The sequence below is a fragment of the Umezawaea sp. genome (assembly GCF_036375055.1).
GTDB lineage: Bacteria > Actinomycetota > Actinomycetes > Mycobacteriales > Pseudonocardiaceae > Umezawaea.
Window position 1 is genome coordinate 1 of sequence record NZ_DASUSQ010000107.1, and the last position, 16,727, is coordinate 16,727.

16 protein-coding genes are annotated in these 16,727 nt (G+C 72.4%); 6 read left to right on the forward strand and 10 right to left on the reverse strand.

Features of this window, described 5'->3' with window-relative positions; all coding sequences use genetic code 11:
- Both VFZ92_RS27290 and VFZ92_RS27295 read left to right on the forward strand, forming a co-directional pair.
- On the forward strand, nucleotides 1-238 hold a 238-nt coding region (locus tag VFZ92_RS27290; RefSeq protein ID WP_330878901.1), incomplete at its 5' end, for a BTAD domain-containing putative transcriptional regulator.
- A gap of 253 nt (nucleotides 239-491) precedes the next feature.
- Nucleotides 492-716, forward strand: coding sequence for a hypothetical protein (locus VFZ92_RS27295; protein WP_330878902.1), 225 nt, complete (start codon nucleotides 492-494; stop codon nucleotides 714-716).
- 2 nt (nucleotides 717-718) lie between these two features.
- On the opposite strand, the gene VFZ92_RS27300 is transcribed toward VFZ92_RS27295, so the two are convergent.
- Genes VFZ92_RS27300 through VFZ92_RS27310 form a run of 3 tightly spaced genes read right to left on the reverse strand, consistent with a single transcriptional unit; the run spans nucleotide 719 to nucleotide 3,222 of the window.
- Nucleotides 719-1,351: a LysE family translocator gene (locus tag VFZ92_RS27300; protein ID WP_330878903.1), complete on the reverse strand. Its 633-nt coding sequence runs from the start codon at nucleotides 1,349-1,351 to the stop codon at nucleotides 719-721.
- A gap of 9 nt (nucleotides 1,352-1,360) precedes the next feature.
- Nucleotides 1,361-1,882 (reverse strand): pyridoxamine 5'-phosphate oxidase family protein, encoded by a 522-nt coding sequence (locus VFZ92_RS27305; RefSeq protein WP_330878904.1) that lies wholly within the window; start codon nucleotides 1,880-1,882, stop codon nucleotides 1,361-1,363.
- Complete coding sequence (locus VFZ92_RS27310; RefSeq protein WP_330878905.1) at nucleotides 1,879-3,222, reverse strand: SUMF1/EgtB/PvdO family nonheme iron enzyme; 1,344 nt, start codon at nucleotides 3,220-3,222, stop codon at nucleotides 1,879-1,881. Before VFZ92_RS27310 ends, VFZ92_RS27305 begins: the two co-directional genes overlap by 4 nt.
- A 1,067-nt stretch (nucleotides 3,223-4,289) precedes the next feature.
- On the opposite strand from VFZ92_RS27310, the gene VFZ92_RS27315 reads away from it, so the two are divergent.
- Nucleotides 4,290-4,502 (forward strand): hypothetical protein, encoded by a 213-nt coding sequence (locus tag VFZ92_RS27315; protein ID WP_330878975.1) that lies wholly within the window; start codon nucleotides 4,290-4,292, stop codon nucleotides 4,500-4,502.
- Nucleotides 4,503-4,624: 122 nt separating this feature from the next.
- Here the strand turns inward: VFZ92_RS27315 and VFZ92_RS27320 are convergent, their stop codons facing one another.
- The 3 genes from VFZ92_RS27320 to VFZ92_RS27330 form a co-directional block, all read right to left on the reverse strand.
- Nucleotides 4,625-6,064 (reverse strand): NAD(P)/FAD-dependent oxidoreductase, encoded by a 1,440-nt coding sequence (locus tag VFZ92_RS27320; protein ID WP_330878906.1) that lies wholly within the window; start codon nucleotides 6,062-6,064, stop codon nucleotides 4,625-4,627.
- A gap of 1 nt (nucleotide 6,065) precedes the next feature.
- Complete coding sequence (locus tag VFZ92_RS27325; protein WP_330878907.1) at nucleotides 6,066-6,623, reverse strand: hypothetical protein; 558 nt, start codon at nucleotides 6,621-6,623, stop codon at nucleotides 6,066-6,068.
- A gap of 227 nt (nucleotides 6,624-6,850) precedes the next feature.
- Nucleotides 6,851-7,447, reverse strand: a complete 597-nt coding sequence (locus VFZ92_RS27330; RefSeq protein ID WP_330878908.1) for a TetR/AcrR family transcriptional regulator — start codon at nucleotides 7,445-7,447, stop codon at nucleotides 6,851-6,853.
- Nucleotides 7,448-7,537: 90 nt separating this feature from the next.
- On the opposite strand from VFZ92_RS27330, the gene VFZ92_RS27335 reads away from it, so the two are divergent.
- Entirely contained in the window at nucleotides 7,538-8,101 is a 564-nt protein-coding gene (locus VFZ92_RS27335) for a TetR/AcrR family transcriptional regulator (protein ID WP_330878909.1), read from the forward strand.
- A gap of 38 nt (nucleotides 8,102-8,139) precedes the next feature.
- On the opposite strand, the gene VFZ92_RS27340 is transcribed toward VFZ92_RS27335, so the two are convergent.
- Entirely contained in the window at nucleotides 8,140-8,568 is a 429-nt protein-coding gene (locus tag VFZ92_RS27340; protein ID WP_330878910.1) for an organic hydroperoxide resistance protein, read from the reverse strand.
- A 1,050-nt stretch (nucleotides 8,569-9,618) separates the two neighbouring features.
- On the opposite strand from VFZ92_RS27340, the gene VFZ92_RS27345 reads away from it, so the two are divergent.
- Nucleotides 9,619-12,669: an AfsR/SARP family transcriptional regulator gene (locus VFZ92_RS27345; RefSeq protein ID WP_330878911.1), complete on the forward strand. Its 3,051-nt coding sequence runs from the start codon at nucleotides 9,619-9,621 to the stop codon at nucleotides 12,667-12,669.
- A gap of 23 nt (nucleotides 12,670-12,692) precedes the next feature.
- Here VFZ92_RS27345 and VFZ92_RS27350 read toward each other — a convergent pair whose 3' ends face one another.
- From VFZ92_RS27350 to VFZ92_RS27360, 3 genes are all read right to left on the reverse strand, one after another.
- Complete coding sequence (locus tag VFZ92_RS27350) at nucleotides 12,693-13,409, reverse strand: LmbU family transcriptional regulator (RefSeq protein ID WP_330878912.1); 717 nt, start codon at nucleotides 13,407-13,409, stop codon at nucleotides 12,693-12,695.
- 303 nt (nucleotides 13,410-13,712) lie between these two features.
- Nucleotides 13,713-13,919: a hypothetical protein gene (locus VFZ92_RS27355; protein WP_330878913.1), complete on the reverse strand. Its 207-nt coding sequence runs from the start codon at nucleotides 13,917-13,919 to the stop codon at nucleotides 13,713-13,715.
- A gap of 196 nt (nucleotides 13,920-14,115) precedes the next feature.
- On the reverse strand, nucleotides 14,116-15,174 hold the full coding sequence (locus tag VFZ92_RS27360) for a hypothetical protein (RefSeq protein WP_330878914.1): 1,059 nt from the start codon (nucleotides 15,172-15,174) through the stop codon (nucleotides 14,116-14,118).
- Nucleotides 15,175-15,635: 461 nt separating this feature from the next.
- On the opposite strand from VFZ92_RS27360, the gene VFZ92_RS27365 reads away from it, so the two are divergent.
- A complete protein-coding gene (locus tag VFZ92_RS27365; RefSeq protein ID WP_330878915.1) occupies nucleotides 15,636-16,592 on the forward strand; it encodes a hypothetical protein in 957 nt (318 codons plus the stop codon).
- Nucleotides 16,593-16,727 lie beyond the last annotated feature (135 nt).

Sequence of the window (16,727 nt, forward strand, 5' to 3'; positions counted from 1 at the left end):
CCTGCACGGCGCGGGCCGCCAATCCGACGCCCTCGCCGCCTTCCTGACCATCCGCAAGATGCTCGTCGAACAACTCGGCAGCGAACCCGGCGAAGAACTCCGCCACGTCCAGCAGCACATCCTGCGCACCGCCGACAACCCCGACTCCGTGCGCGTCCCGCCGCAGGGCCGTCCCGCGGGTGGGGTCAACCACCTGGAGAACCGGTGGCGGCTCATCGGCGCACCCAGCTTCGGCTGACGGCGGCCCCGGCCCGCGGGCGGCAGGACCGGTTCGAGTTCGTCGAGGTCGGGCTGGACCAGCCCGACCTCGCACGACGGGGTGGTCGAGCGGGCGGGCCGGTGAGGTCTGGCGGCGCTCGGCGACCACCCGCGGTCCGGTGACGAGGAGGTCCGGCTCGTGGTGCAGGTCGAGAGCGCGGCGGCACTGTCCTACCTGGACGGTCTCGCTCCCCGCCGGAGGGTGGTCGGGGCACCGCCGGGGAGTGGCGCCTGTGGACGGACGCGATCCCGAGGTGGCCCTGGCGTTCCACCGCACCCCCGACCCCGACCGCGAGGGCGAGTTCCCACTGGGACGGTCGCCGCGCGTCGAGACCAACCCCGAACCCGCCCGGTTCCACGTCCACACCATCGTCCGCTCGCCCAACGGCGACGACCACGGCCGCGACCTGCTCGCCCAGCACCACCGGCTCCACCACGGCGGCGGTGGAGCCGGTTGAGCTCAGGCCTCGGACAGGGTGCCCGCGAAGACGCCGAGGAGCACGTAGACGACGCCGCTGGAGACCTCCAGCGTGCGACGGCGGCGCGCGGTCCTGCGGATCTTGCCCGCCAGCGCGCTGGCCAGCACCGCGTACGTGCCGTCGCTGAGGACTCCCAGCGCGACGAACAGTGCGCAGAAGAACGCTATCTGCGTTCCCAGCGAACCGCGGGCCGGATCGAGGAACTGGGGCAGGAACGCGGCGAAGAAGATCATGGTCTTGGGGTTGAGCAGCGCTACGACCACACCCTGGCCGAAGATCCGGTTCATCGAGGACGGCGGTGGCTCGCCCGTGCTCGCGGCAGTGTCCCTGCTGAGCCGGAGCTTCTCGATCCCCAGCCAGATGAGGTAGGCCGCGCCCAGGTACTTGATGACGTGGAAGGCCGTCGACGAGGCGGAGAGCAGGGCGGAGAGGCCCAACGCGGTGGCGACCACGTAGAACAGGGTCCCCACGTGGATGCCGAGCACCGACACGAGGCCCGCGGTGCGGCCCTGGGCGACGCTCCTCGTCACGATGTAGACCACGGCGGGGCCCGGCATCAGGAGCAGCGCGACGGTGGCGGCGGTGAAGAGCAGCGCGTTCGACAGCGGCGGCATCTCCCCGGCCTACCGCTCTCGGGGGCGATCGGGCCACGCCGGGCGGTAGCTCAGCTCCACCGTCCAGATGTCGTCGGGAACCATCCTGCACAGCTTGGTGCCGAACGCCGACGGGTCGGGGCGGAGCTGGAAGCGCGGGTCCCAGTCGTCCTCGTGCGGGCCCGCGTAGCGCGTGAGGATGCGCCTGCCGCGCGGCACGTCGAAGTCGACCACCGAGGCCTTGCCGTGCGCGATGACCTGCCGGGTCTCGCCCGTGTCGTAGTCACAGGTGTCGATGACCAGTTCGAACTCCGGGTCGACCGCCAGTCGCTGCTCCAGGACGGACCAGGCCCCCGTGAGCTTCCAGAAGGCCTGGTCCTCCCAGATGTACCAGAACGGTCGGATCACCGGCCCGTTGAGCGCGATGCGGCCGACCAGCGGGCGGGCGAGGAACCGCTCCACGTCGAACTGGGCGCCGTCGAACGGCCCGAAGACCCCGTTCTCCCGCCTGAAGTGGACCCTGCGTGCCCTGATGTCCCGGTTGACGGTCACCTCGCCACCTCGTACACGCAGCGGAAGCCGACCTCGTTGTGCCGGTCGGTGAGCAGGTCCTTGCCGCGGTAGAAGGTCGTGAGGCAGACCGGTGGAGAGGTCCACGTACCGCCCCGCAGCACGTGGAAGGCCTCGGGCCGGTTCATGAACGTCGATCCCTTGCGGCCCTGGAAGAACGGCGCCATGTCGGACTTGGAGAAGAAGTTCGTCCTGGTGATCTCCCAGACGTTGCCCGCCATGTTCAGGGCACCGTGGGGGCTCGCCCCGGCGGGCAGCGAGTCCGCGGGCAGCACCGGCCGCTTCGGCCAGGTCGTGGTGGTGCGCACGAGCAGTTCCTCCAGTTCCGCCAGGTCGCGCAGCTCGTCGTGCTCGTACGCGGACAGGACGCACTGCGCCTTCGCCCGGTCCCACTCGTCGCCCCACGGGTACACGCGGGCGTCGGTGCCCCTGGCCGCCTTCTCCCACTCGTCCTCCGACGGCAGCCTGCCGCCCGCCCAGCGGGCGAACGCGTACGCGTCGTACCAGTCGACGCCGACCACCGGCAGCGTCGGTTCGTTGAAGCGCGGATCACGCCAGTGCGCGGGTGTGTAGTCCTTGCCGGGTGGCTCGTCGGGGTGGGCGAACTCGGCGCCGCCCCTGGCGTCGGCGAGGAACTCGGCGTACCGCGCGTTGGTGACCGCGGTGCGGTCGATGTGGAACGACTCGACCTCGACCACCCGCAGCGGGTTGTCGGTGTTGTCCATCTGGAACGGACCGATCTCCTGCACGTTGGCCCCGGCGATGAAGGGACCGCCCGGTACCAGGACGGCGTCGCGCAGGTCGGGTTCCCGTCGCGCTGCGCGCACCGCGGCGTGCTTGTCGGCGAAGTGCTCGTCCTCCAAGCGCCGCAACCGGTCCGGGTCGCGGGTGCCGAAGAAGTCCCACAGCGCCCTCTTGGTGAACGCCGCGCCGCAGCCGACCGGCTTGCGCGCGTACGCGGGCTTGCTGAAGTTGCTGGGCCACCCGGAGATCCTGATCATGTGCTCGACCGCTTCCGGGATGCGGTGCTCACCGGCCGACTTGATCGCGGTGAACGCGACCCAGTCGACGTCGTCGTGCGTGGCTTCGCTGATCGCCTCCCTGGCCTCGGCGGACCCGGTGAACCGGGCGGCGAGCGCCTCGACCGCGATGCGGCGCACGTTCCAGTCGGGGTGACCCGCGGTCAGGTCGCACAGGTACCGGACCAGCGGGTCGGAATCGGCGCTCCGGTCGACGGCCTCCTCCAGCCCCCTCAACCGATCCGCGTACGCCTGGTCGTCGAGGGTCGACAGGGCCACCGGCTCAACCAGTTCACCGAACACGTGAATTCCCCTACTCTGGCTGGTGAGAGCGTCGGGTGGCGTTGCGGTCGCCACCCGACGCCCGTTGTCACTCACTGGGCGGCTGTCACCACTTGGTCGCCGCCTCGCCCGCCTCGCGGGAACCGATGAACTCCTCGTTCGTCATAGCACTCCTCCTCTCGATTTCGATCGCTCCACACAACCGCACCGGCGAAACCACACCGGCGCGGAACCCAGCGGGAAAAGAGGTATTGAACTCAGACGCTTGTCACGCCAAATCTGCGTCGAATAGCGGAAGCGCGAATGAACCCGGCCGACAGTGCGGTGAAAAGCGTGTCATGACCATGACTCCCCAGAGTCGCTCCCCAGCAGGTCCTGAAACCCAACGTAGCGACGAGAACAGGGCTCCGCTACACCCCCCTACAGGTTCACCCAGAAGGACCAGCAGCATTGAAGAACACCTCGTGAGGCCTCTTTGCACGCCTTTCAACTGCGATTACCCGATTCACTCCCACCGCGAAAATTAACGAACTCGAACCGCGGAAAGTCACCGTGGAAAAACGTGCACAACACCGCCGCAACGAACACCCGCGACGGCGCACGACCCACCACCGAACCCTCACCACCACGAGTTGCTCGATCACCTCCGACGCGACTCCACCGCGGTCGACCGCTCCCCTCGACCCGAGCGAACCGACAGGAGGAAGACGACCATTTCACGAGAAACAATGATCGAGCCGCCGAACCCGGAAACCACGAGCGGTCGAAAGGCCGCTCGGTCCTCGACAGCGAGGTCCACCCCTGGTCGGGCGCCACACCGCCGTCGACCCGGCGCTCCGCTCACCGTTGGTGGGGTCGCGCCACGTCGGCCGCAGACCGCTCGCCGCCGCCCTCCCGCCGCGACGCGCGCCTCAACCGCGAACTGCTCATCGGCCACGCCCGCACCGCCTTCGCCGAACAGGGCGTGACGGCCTCGCTCGAAGGGATCGCGCGCGGCGCTCCCCGACGACGAGCGCACCGAGGCGCTGCACGACCGCCCCTGCCTGCCCGCCGAACGCGCCCTCTCCGACGCCCAGCGAGCGGGCGCCCTGCGCCCCGACGTCACCAGCGCCGACGTCGTCGTGCCGCTGCGGGCGAGCGGCAGGATCGTCGAGGCCACCAGCGGGGTCGCGTCGCAGGCCTGGCGGCGGCACCTGCACGTGGTGCTCGACGGGTTCCGCGCCACCAACCGGCACGACCTGCCCCGCGCGCCGCTGGACGACGCCCAGCTCCACCGGGCGGTGGCCCGCCCCACCCGGTGACGGGGACGGGCACCGCACCGCCGGGCGCGGCCCGCCTCACCCGGTGACGGGGACGGGCACCGCACCGCCGGGTGCGGCCCGCTCGGTCCGCACCGCGCCCCCGCGCCGACCGTCCGCACGGGTCAGCGGCCGTAGGCCTCCAGCAGCCGCAGCCACACCTCGCTCACGGTCGGGAACGCGGGAACCGCGTGCCACAACCGGTCCAGCGGAACCTCACCGACGACGGCGATCGTCGCGGCGTGCAGGAGTTCGGCCACGTCCGGGCCGACGAGCGTGAACCCGACGACCACCCGCCGGTCCTCGTCGACGACCATCCGCGCGTGCCCCCGGTACCCCTCGGCGTGCAGGGAGGCCCCGGCGACGGCGGCCAGGTCGTGGTCCACCACCCGGATCCGCAGCCCGGCGGCCTCGGCGGCGGACGCGGTGAGGCCCACCGACGCGACCTCCGGGTCGGTGAACACCACCTGCGGCACCGCGCGCTCGTCGGCCGTGGCCGCGTGCCCGCCCCACCGACCGTCCTCGACCGCTCCTCCCCCGGCCCGCGCCACGATCACGTCGCCCACGGCCCGCGCCTGGTACTTGCCCTGGTGGGTCAGCAGGACGCGCCGGTTCACGTCGCCTGCGGCGTAGAGCCTGCCGCCGTCGACCGGTTCGCCACCGGCACCGACGACCCGCAGCGTGTCGTCGACGGTGAGCCAGGAACCCGGCTCCAGTCCGACGGCGTCCAGGCCGATGTCCGCGGTGTTCGGCGTGCGGCCGACCGCGACCAGGAGTTCATCGGCCTCCACCTGCTCGCCGGTGGTGAGCGTGATGGACACCGTTCCGTCGCCGGCGCGCTCCACCGACCGGGCCTCGGCGCCGACGCGGACCGAGACACCCCTGTCCCGCAACGACTCCACGACCGCCTCACCGACGAACGGCTCCGCGAGGGGCAGCACGCCGTCACGGGCCAGCACCGTCACCGACGACCCGAGCCCGTTGAACGCGGTGGCCATCTCCGACGCCACCACCCCGCCGCCGATGACGGCGAGCCTGCCGGGAACGCTCCTCGCGGCGGCGGCCTCCCTGCTGGTCCACGGTGCCGCGTCGCGCAGACCCTCGACGTCCGGGACCAGCGCGCCGCTCCCGGTCGCGACGACGACCGCGTGCCGGGCGGTCACCGTGGTCGTGGCCCCGTCCTCGCCGGTCACCTCGACCACGCGGGCGGAGGTGATCCGGCCGTGCCCCCGGTGCAGCGGAACGCCGATCCGCTCCAGCCAGGACACCTGCCCGTCGTCCCGCCAGTTCGAGGCGAACGCGTCGCGGCGGCGGAGCACGGCAGCCACGTCCAGCTCCCCCGTCACCGCCTCGCGCGCGCCGGGCACCTGCCGGGCGGCCCGCAGCGCCGCACCGCCGCGCAGCAGCGCCTTGGTGGGCATGCAGGCCCAGTAGGAGCACTCGCCGCCGACCAGCTCGCGCTCGACCACGGCGGCGGTCAGCCCGCCCCGCACCACCCGGTCGGCCACGTTCTCGCCGACGGGACCCGCGCCGATGACGACGACGTCGTAGGTCGCGGCGCCCACGTCAGCTCTCCCCGGTGGCGCGGCCGAGGCGCAGCGCGGAGACGAGGAAGAAGATTCCGCCGACGACCGCGTAGCCCGCCACGGTGGTCAGCACCGCGTTCTCCGCGCCCGCCATCGCGATGAACGACGACCCCGCCAGCACGGAGATGCCGCCGCTGAGGATCATCGGCCACTGGCCGCCCATCGCGCGACGGCCGACGCCCACGGCCAGCTGGACGAGTCCGGAGACGATCGCCCAGGCACCCCACACGCGCAGGACCGCGGGCACACCGGACGTGGCGGCGACGGCGAGACCGACGGCGGCGAGCAGGCTGATCCCGATGTTCACGTACAGGCCGAGCGGCGATCCGGTGGCGCGGGACGACCGCGCGTCCACGACCGCCGCGCCGACGTCGAACAGCGGGTAGAGGACGAGCAGGGCGATCCCGAGCGGTCCGAGCTGCGATCCGAAGGCGAACAGCAGGCCCGCCCAGACGATGGCGAACGCGAACCGCACGAAGTACAGCCGGCGCAGCGCCGGGGCGAGTCCGGTGGTGGCGGGCGTGTCGAGGGTGGTCACGGTGGTCCCTTTCCGAGGTGTGCACCGACAGGAGCGCCGTCCGACGACGGCGTGGCGACCTGATGCGATACCGAACGTTCTGTCTCGTCCCAGTATTACGACGGGGGTTCGACGTTGTCAAGACAGAACGTTCTATCTCAGAGTGAGGGCAGCACGGAGGACCGAGGATCGCGCGGCCGGAGTCCCGCGGTGGACGGAGGGGTCCACCGCGCTCGGGAAACCCGTGGTCAGGCGGGGTCGGACGCGGCGTGCGCCCGCACGAGCCCTTCGACGCCCCGCAGGAAGGTCTCGCAGACCAGCGCCGGGTCGAACAGGCAGCCGGACGCCATGGCGCCGTCGCGCAGCATGACGAAGTGCCGGGCGGCGGCCTCGGCCGACTCCTCCCGGACGAGGACCAGCAGCTCCGTGACGGTGTCCAGGAACCACTGCCGGTGGGCGAGGACGGCCCGGTGCACCGGGTGGTCGGGGTCGGCGTACTCCGCCGCGGCGTTGAGGAACGCGCACCCGCGGAAACCCGGCGACCGGATGCCCTGCGCGATCGACTCGCCGACGGCCACGAGGGTCTCGACCGGCGGCAGCCCGCTCGCGGCGGCAGCGCCCACCTGGCCGCGGATGGCCTGGTCGGCCTCGTGAAGGTAGGCGAGGACGAGGTCCTCCTTGCCGGGGAAGTGCCGGTAGAAGGTGGCCCGCGTCACCTGCGCCTCGGCGAGGATGCGGTCGACGCCGACGGAGTGGATGCCCTCGGCGTAGAAGATCCCGCTCGCCGTGGTCAGCAACCGGGTTCGCGCCTCGGACGGCCTGGCCTCTGACGTGCTGCGCACCATGCCTCCATATTATCGAAAGAACGTTCGGTCTTCCATTCGGCGGGGACGGACGGTGATCGCCGGGCGGGCGCGATCCGTATCGTGGGGGCGGTGAACCCGTCGATGCGAGAGCGGCTGCTCGCGGCCGCGACCGAACTGTTCTACGCGCAGGGCCTGCGAGCGGTCAGCGCCGACAGGATCATCGAGCGGGTCGGCACGACGAAGGTGACGTTCTACCGCCACTTCAGGACCAAGGACGACCTGATCGTGGCGTACCTGGAGCACAGCGCCGCCCTCGACCGCCAGGCCGTCGAGCGGGCCGTCGCCGGGGCCGACGGCGACGTCGACGCGGCGCTGCGGCTCATCGGCGAGGAGATCGGCAGGACGGTGTGCGGTCCGGGGTTCCGCGGCTGCGCCTTCCTCAACGCCGCCGCCGAGTACCCCGATCCCGACAGCCCGGTGCGCGGGGTCGTCGACGCGCACCGGGCCTGGTACCGGAAGACCTACGACCGGCTGCTCGCCCCGCTGGGCCTGCCGGACCAGGCCACCGCCACCGAAGCGCTCCTCCTGCTGCGCGACGGCGCGATGATCGCCGGTTACCTCGGCGAGCCGAGCGGCACGGCCGACGCGTTCCTGCGCGGCTGCCGCGGCGTGATCCACGGCGGAGGGCGCTGACCGCACCGGTCAGCCGTCCCTCCACAGTGGAGTCGAGGTCAGGCCGCGACCGCCTCGACCGTCACCGGGACGTTGCCGCGGGTGGCGTTGGAGTAGGGGCAGCCCGCGTGCGCCGCCGCGACGAGGTCGTCGGCGGTGGCCTGGTCCAGACCGGGGAGGTGGACGCGGAGCGCGGCGCCGAGCCCGAAGCCGCCCTCCGGGGTGGGGTGCACGCTCACCTCGGCCACCACCGACGACTCGTCGACCCGCACCCTCCGCCGTCCCGCGACGAGCTTGAGCACCGAGTGGAAGCACGACGACCACCCCACCGCCAGCAGCTGCTCGGGGTTGGTCGCCCCACCGGGGCCGCCCAGTTCCACGGGGAGCGCCAGCGTGACGTCGAGCAGCCCGTCGTCGGTGCGCCCGCGCCCTCCCGCGCGACCGCTGCCGGTCGAGGTGGCGGTCGCGGTGTACAGGGTCTCGGCCATGCCTGGCTCCTCAGGTAGACGAACTAGTAACTCTACCTGTGAACCTAGCAGTGCTCCCCCGGCGAGCACCAGACGTCCGCGGTCAGACCGGAACGGGAGCCCCTGCACCGCCAGGGCCACGGGCGCGACGGCCTGGACCGCCCGACGACCGACCCCACCCGAGACGACGTGGACCAGCACCCGGTGCCTCCGCCCCACGTGCGCGGTGTCCACCAGGGACCGCCACGCGGTGAGCGGCAGCGCCGCCGCCCGCTCGCGGCTGGTGGTCGACGGCTCGCGGACGAACTGCCGCGCGGGGGCGGTGACGTGCTCGGCGCAGCCGCCCGCCGCGCGGGAACCAGGGCGTGCCGCACGTCGCGCAGGGCCGTGACGCCGAACCCGGCCTCCTCCACGACACCGGACACGTCCCGGCCCGGCACGAACGGCGGCTCCCCGAGCACCCCGCCACTGCGGGGGCATCGAGGTGAAGGGCTCGCCACGACCACTGCGCGCCCGACGGGACAGCACCCCGACCACGACGTCCACGCCTCGCGGTGCCGCGCACCGCTGGACCCACTGGCGGACAAGTGCTCCGCCCCGGCCATCGGCGCGCCGGGACGGTGCCAGTTGGGACGCACTCCACATCCCTGTCTCCATTGGAGACGGAGAACCGTCGCGGTGGCGCACCCGGCTCAGGACGTCCTCGCGGTGCACGGGACCGCGACACACCTGACACGACCTCGCGACACACCCGAGGAAGAATCCCGTTGGCGGCCAACCCCTTTCGCCAACCGGACGGGTGCGGGGCGTCGGTCGCGCACAACCGCTCCCCCACCGCGCCCGGTGAAGGACCACACGCAGAACCACCGGCAGAACTGGGGCGGGGACAGGAGGATCGGCGTCGAAATGCGGCGAGTAAGCGCCATCCACGTGGCAATGCGGGCCCGTGCTTGGGAGACTGCGAGTGACCCCTGTCCGGCAGCAGCACCTCCCAGGCGCGCCGTGTCGCGTTCCTGGCGCCCGATGTCGACAGGACGTGGTTCCCCGTCCAGAAAGCCAGTGGTGAAGCGGATGCCCACCGACAGCAGTCAGGACTCCAGGCTCCGGATCAACGTCCTGGGGTCGGTGGAGTGCTGGTTCGGCGGTGAACGCGTCCGGCTCGGAGGGCTCGTCCAGGAGCGGGTGCTGGTGTCGCTGGTGCTGGAGGCCGGTCAGGTGCTGTCCGTCGCCCAGCTCGTCGACGCGGTGTGGGAGGACTCCTCCCCCGCGACGGCGACGCACCAGGTGCGCAAGGCGGTGGCGCGCCTGCGGCAGCTCATCCCCGGCGGTTCCGGGGTCCTGGTCACCGAGACGTCCGGTTACCGGGCGGTTCTCACCACCGACCAGGCGGATCTGCTTCAGTTCAACGCTTTCCTGGCCGGCGCGAGGACCGCGATGCTCGACCGGGACGAGGAGTCCGCGGCCGACCACCTCGAACGGGCGCTCGCGCTGTGGCGGGGCGAGGTGCTCTCGGGCGAGGGCGGACAGCTGATCAGGGGTGCGGGCGCGGCGTTGCTGGAACGGCGGACCGCGGCCGTCGAGCAGTTGATCAACCTTCGCCTGGCCCGCGGCGAGAGCGCCGAACTCGTCGGCGAGCTGCGCGCGCTCGTGGCCGCGCACCCGTTGCGCGAGCGGCTCCGCGGCCAGCTGATGCTCGCCCTGTTCCGGTCCGGCAGGCAGGCCGACGCCCTGGAGGAGTTCGGCCAGGTGCGCTCGCTGCTGGCCGACGAGCTGGGCATCGACCCCGGCACCGACCTCACCGCGCTGCACGAGCGGATCCTGCGCAACGACCCCGATCTCGTCGTCCCCGCGCCCGCCGCGCCCGCACGGCACCCGCCGAGGCCGCTGCCCGAGCCGGACCCGCCGCGGCAGACCCGTTCCCTGCCCAACGACCTGACGGACTTCATCGGGCGGAAGCAGGAGTTGGAGATCCTCAGGCTGCTCATCGACGCCCCGCCGAACCGCGGCCCCCGCGTCCTCGCGATCGACGGGATGGGCGGGGCGGGCAAGACGTCGCTCGCGGTGCGGACCGCCTACAGCGTCGCCGAGCGGTACACCGACGCGCAGCTCTACCTCGACCTGCGCGGGTTCACCCCGGCCGAGCAGCCGATGTCCGCGCCCGCGGCGGCGGAGGCGCTGCTGCGGATGCTGGGCGTCCCGACCGGGAACCTGCCGGACGAACCCGCGGCGCGCGTCGAGTTCTGGCGGGCGTCGGTGGCCGACCGGAGCGTGTTGCTGTTGCTGGACAACGTCTCCGACGTCGCGCAGGTGCGCCCCCTCCTGCCCGCAAACCCCCGTTCCCTGGTGCTGATCACCAGCCGCACCAGGCTGATCGACCTCGACGGGGCGCACTGGATCTCGCTCGGCACGATGAGCAGCGAGGACAGCACGGCCATGGCCGCCACGGTGTTGAGCGACCAGCGCGCCGCCGCCGAACCGGAGGCCGTGGCCGACCTGGTCGAGCTGTGCGGCCACCTGCCCCTCGCCCTCCGGATCGCGCTCAGCAGGCTGGCCAACCGGCCGAGGTGGTCGATCGCGTACCTGGTCGACCGGATGAGCGACGAGTCGCGGCGGCTCGACGAACTGCGGTCCGACGAACGCGGGGTCGAGCTGACGCTCAAGATCTCCTACGAGGGCCTCGACGCCCGCCACCGGGCGTCCTTCCGCCTGCTCGGGCTGCACCCCGGCCGAGACATCGACGTCAGCTCGGCTGCGGCGCTGTTCGGCTGTTCCGAGTCGGCCGCGGAGACGACGCTGGAGACCCTCCTCGACGCGCACCTGTTGCAGCAGCACGAGTTCGGCTACTACGCGTTCCACGACCTGGTGCGCAGCTTCGTGCGCCAGACCCTGAACTCCACCGACCACGGCGACGCGGCGGACGTGCCGACCGCGCTGGAGAGCCTGCTCGACTACCTGGTGCACACCAGCGACCACGTGTGCAACCTCCTCTTCGCAGGCCGCGTGCGCCTGCCCACCGGGCTGGCGAACCCGCCGCCCGTTCCCCCGCAGCTGCTGGACCACAAGAACGCGCGGGTGTGGCTGGCGCGGGAGCGGGCCACGCTGGAGGCGGCCGCCGTGCTGGCGCACGAGCGGGGGTTCGACCGGCACACCGCCCACCTCACCCGCAACGTCGTCTTCCAGCTCGACGCCATCGGGCTGTACACGGAGTTCGCCGAGATCACCGAACTGTCCGTCCGGTCCTCCCGCAGGCTCGGGGACCGCGAGCTGCTGCACCTGAGCCTGGCCAACTCGGCCGTGGCCAACTGGAAGCTCGGCCGGTTCGAGGCCGGGATCGCCGCCATCTCGGAGGCGCTGGAGATCGCCCGCGAACTGGGGGACACGCGGGGCGTCGCGAAGGGCATCGGGATGCTGGGGCTGCTCACCGCGCACACCGGGCGGTTCGACGAGGCGCTGCCGATGCTCCAGGAGTCGATCGGCATCAAGCGCGAGCTCGGGGTGGCCAGGGCCGAGGCCGAGTCGCTGGTGAACCTCAGCTCCCTGTACGAGGAGTGGGGGCGCTACCCCGAGGCCGTGGAGGCCGCGAGCCGGGCGGTGGCGCTGGACGACGAGCACCACATCCACGGGCAGCAGATCATCGCCTGCGCGAGCCTGGCCCAGGCGCACATCGGCATGCACGCCTACGAGAAGGCCGACGCGCACCTGGGCGTCGCCAGGGCCCTGGTCGAGGAGTTCGGCGCGCCCGCGGGGAACGCCGCCCTGGTGTTCGCCCTGTCCGCGCTGGCCCTGCACCGGCTCGGCAGGCACGACCTGTCGAACCACTACGCCGACATGGCCCTGAGGAACCACCGCGGCCACTGGACCACGACCCGCCAGGTGGAGATCGACAACATCGTCGGCAGGCTGCGCCGGGCCCAGGGCCGCTACTCGGACGCCCTCACCCACCACGAGAGCGCGTGCGAGGTGGCGGCGGCCATCGGCTACCGCATCGCCGAGGCCCGCGCGCTGGCGGGCATCGGCGAGGCCGAGAACGCCCTCGGGCACACCGAGGCGGCGCGGGAACACCTGCGGCGCGCCGACGAGAGCTTCGCGGCCATGGGCGTGCCACCGGCGGCCCGCTCCTGAGCGACGACGGCCCCGCTCCCCCACTACCCCGTCACCGGGTCGTCCTGCTCCACGCTGCCGCCGCCACCGTCCGGCCCCTGCCCGAGGGCCATCTGGGCCGCGTTGTCCAGCGCCACCAGGATCCACTTCTCGAAGTCGACACCGTCCTGCTCGGCCGCGGACCGCCACCACCGGACCTGGCCCTGCGGCGCGGTCACCCTGGGCAGCACGACCTCCTGGGCCGGTCGGCGGTCGCGGGAACCGGTGCGGGACCGGCGGATGGCCTCGCGCAACCGGTTGCGGGACCAGCGGTTCAGCTCCGCCTCGTCCAGCCAGCGGTCCTGCTCGTCGTCGGGGAGCGCGGCCACCTCGGCGTGGTGCTGGAAGCTGAGCTGCTCGCGCCTGCGGGAGTAGTCGAACCTGCGGGCGATCCACGCGTAGTTGCGCAGCGTCTGGTAGTCCAGCCCGGCCTCGTCGATGGCGTGCCGGTAGCGGTCGCGGTACTGCTCCTGGCCGCGGACCAGCCAGTCGCCGAGGCACCACGCGCTCGAATCGGCGATCCGGGCGATCTGGACGCCCGCCCTGGCCCAGCCCTCGTAGGTGAGGGCGGTCGGGAGCGTCAGCCCGACGCGCGAGAACAACACCCGCCCAGCGGTGTCCGCGGAGCGGTGCGGCTCGGGTCGGGCGTGGGGAACGGCGCCGTTGCCGTTCCCCGCACGCGGCGGGCCGCCGGAGCCGGGCGGGGTGACCGTGCTTGGCATCGTGCTCGACCTTTCGTTCGCGACGTGCCCGAGCGGGTGCGCGTGCCGACCGGCAACCGCCGGGACCGCGGTCTGGACACCGCGCCCTGGAGCCGGCAAAATTTTCCGCGGCCCACAGGCGTTCCCGGCGCAGCACCGGGCAGGCTTCGGCGCGCAGCACCGGCCGTCCTCCGACACCGGGGTGAGGGCGGTCTGGTCATGCGGGGGTCGTGCCGGTAAGCGTTGTCCCGAAATCGGGTCATCCACCGGATTCCCGTGGCACACGGCCATCAGCAGGCGGTCCACGGCGTCGTCCGGTGAGCATCACGACATCTCCCCGGCCGCGGAACTCGGCCCCTCCTCCGAGCAGCAGTCCGGCACTTCCCCGGAATCCGGGCTCGTCGACAGCGTGCCGAACCCGGACGCCGCCACCGCGCGAACGTCGTGCCGCGGAACGTGGATCTCCTGCGTCGTGCCCAGGTAGCCCGCGGCGGCCGCCGTGACGAACACCGCCAGGGACACCGTGCCCAAGACCTTCCGGAGGACACCCTGTCGGGAGGTGTCAACCCGGCCACCGGATCGCGTCGTTCCGCTCATGTCGATCTCTCCTCGCACTGGTCGTTCGGCTTGGCTCCAATCCTGTGAGCAGGCGATTCCTCTGAGTTCCGCGTGCGGTACCCGCCCGCGGGAACGAAAAGGGAACTCGTGCGAAACGGACACGCGGTGATCAGCTCGACGAGGCTCCCGCTTCGTCGAGACGCGTGCGGACGACCTCCGGCGACACCCCCTCCACGACCACGCTCGACTCCCGACCCCCCTCGGGGGAGCCAGGAACCGGGGAGAACCGCGCCCCGGCGAACCACCGCGGTCGCGGCGGCTGGAGGAGGGCGCCCGCCAACGCCCGGAACAGCTCGGTCGGGACGTCGAACCCGGTGGCGACCTCGATCAGCTCCGACACCCCGTCGACGCTGAAGCACGGCCGCGACCGCAGGACGCGGGGCTCGGGACCGACCAGCGCGACCCGCGTCTGCGCGGGGCCGAACTCGTGGCCGATCAGGTCGAGCATGCTCGTGACGGCGGCCCTGACCCGCACCATCCTGGATTCGACCAGGCTCGCCGGGTACACGTAGGACCTCGTCCCGGTGCCCTCGACGCGCTCGGTGATCCCGACGACCCGGTGCATCCCGTCGACGGTGAGCGTGGTGACGACGACCTCGGGGTCGGAGGACAGCTTCTCGACCACGAACGGGCCCCGGTGCGGCTCGTGCGCCCGCACCCACTCGTCGGTGTCCTCGTCCGACCGGACGACCACCTCGTCCCGGTCCGTGCGGATGACGGCCTGCCACCCCAGGTCGCCCACCACCTTGCGCACCTCGTCGACCGTCGCGACGGTCGACTCCCCCACCGCGGAACGCCAGTTCGGGACCAGCTCGCGTCCGAAGGGGTCGTCGTCCGCCCACGCCGCCGAACGGGGCTCGCGCAGGGGGAAACCCTCGCCGTCGAGGACGTGGGTGATGCCGTGGTCGCGGACCAGCCCGCGGACCACCGCCGCGATCCCCGGCCCCCGCCCCGCGTCCACGTGGACCACCCGGTCGGCGGGCAGCGGCACGTCCTCGGCTCGTCGCTCCCCGTCGAGCACGACCCGCAGATCCAGCCCCGCCCGCACGGCCTTGCGCACGAGCGGTGGGCCGGGGAGGACGAGCAGCAGGCGCGGGGGCGGCGAGGACTGGGCGATCACGACGACGCCCCTCTCCGCCCGGTCCCCGCTGATCTCTTCACGTGACAACGCGACATGACGTTCTCCACAGTTCTGCCGGCCGCCCGAACTCACCGGCCGCCACCGGCGATCGACGTGATTCCTCTTGAGTTGACGTGGTCACCGCCACGGCAGCCGTCCCGAACTCCGCCCAGTGCGCCACGGGCACGACCCCGCACCGCGGGCGGGTCGTGGCGGGTGGCGTTCCGCTCACGGGGGATGACCTTCGGGAGGCTTCCGCAGGATAGGTCCTCCGAGTCCGGAGCACAGCAGAATACGCGCGCAGGCGCGAACACCTCCGACGGACGCCGGCGGGACGGCGCGCACGCCGTCCCGCCGGCGGGACACGGCCGACCCGCGCCCTCCCGTCGGCGGCACACCGCTTCCGCGGTCCGGACTTGAACCGACGGCCACCTCTCGAAGAAGGTCCAAGCCGACCCCCGCGCGACGATTCACCGCGGACCACCCCACGACAGGACTGGACGACGACCATGAGCGAAGCCGAACTCCTGCCGCACGACCGGTTCCTGGAGTCGATGGACTCCGGCTACGGACGCCTCGGAGCGTCGAGGGCGAGCCAGGCGACGTGCCGCATGACGCAGAACCGCCTCGGCCGGGAGCTGCGCGACCGCGGCGAGATCGACCTCACCGGGACCGAGCAGGACGACTGGTCGTTCAGCGTGTTCTCCCAGGGCGACGAGGACGGCCTGCTGCTGGCGATCTTCTCGGTCCTCGGCCACGGTGGTCGACGAGTCCTCGACATCGGCTCCGGCAAGGGCCTGATGGGCAACTCCGCCAACCTCCTCGTGCACCACCGCTGGCGGGGGTGGCTGGTCGACGCCGACGCCCGCCGCCAGCGCATCGCCCGCGCGTTCTTCCGCGCCCAGTACGAGACCCGGTGGACGATGCCCGCGCTGCACACGCGGGTCCTGAGGTCCGCCGACGCGATGTCGGTGCTGACCGACCTCGGCGTCCCGACCGAGGTCGACCTGCTGTCCGTCGACATCGACGGCGACGACCTCTGGATCCTGGACGCGCTCCACGAACTGCGTCCGCGGGTGGTCGTGGTGGAGTTCCAGCACTACTGGGCGCCCGACCTGGCCGTGTCGGTCCCCCGGGTGCGGGACGCGGGCCTCTCCGCGGCGCACCGGTGGTACATGGGGGCTTCGCTGAAGGCCTTCGACGACCTGCTGGTCGCGCGCGGCTACGAGCTGGTCGCCATCTCCTCGGGCGGCTTCAACGCGTTCTACGTCCACCGCGAGGAGAACCGGGGTCGGATATCCCGCATGACGGGGGACCAGGCGGCGGCGCGGGTCGAGTGGACCGTCGAACTGGCCGAGCGCTCGCGCGCGGTGAGCGCGCTCCCCGTGCAGCCGGTCCACGTCGAGAACGGGCGCCTGGTGTGCGACGGACCACCGCGGGTGGTGCCGAACGAGTGGTCCCGGTAGTCGCTCCCGGTACTCCACAGTGGACACGCGATCGCACGGCGGCCGAGCCCGCGCGGGCGGGACAGGCCTCGACCGGAGGCCCGTCCCGCCGGCGGGACACCGCCGACGTGCGCGGCCTTGCCGCTCCCGAAGACG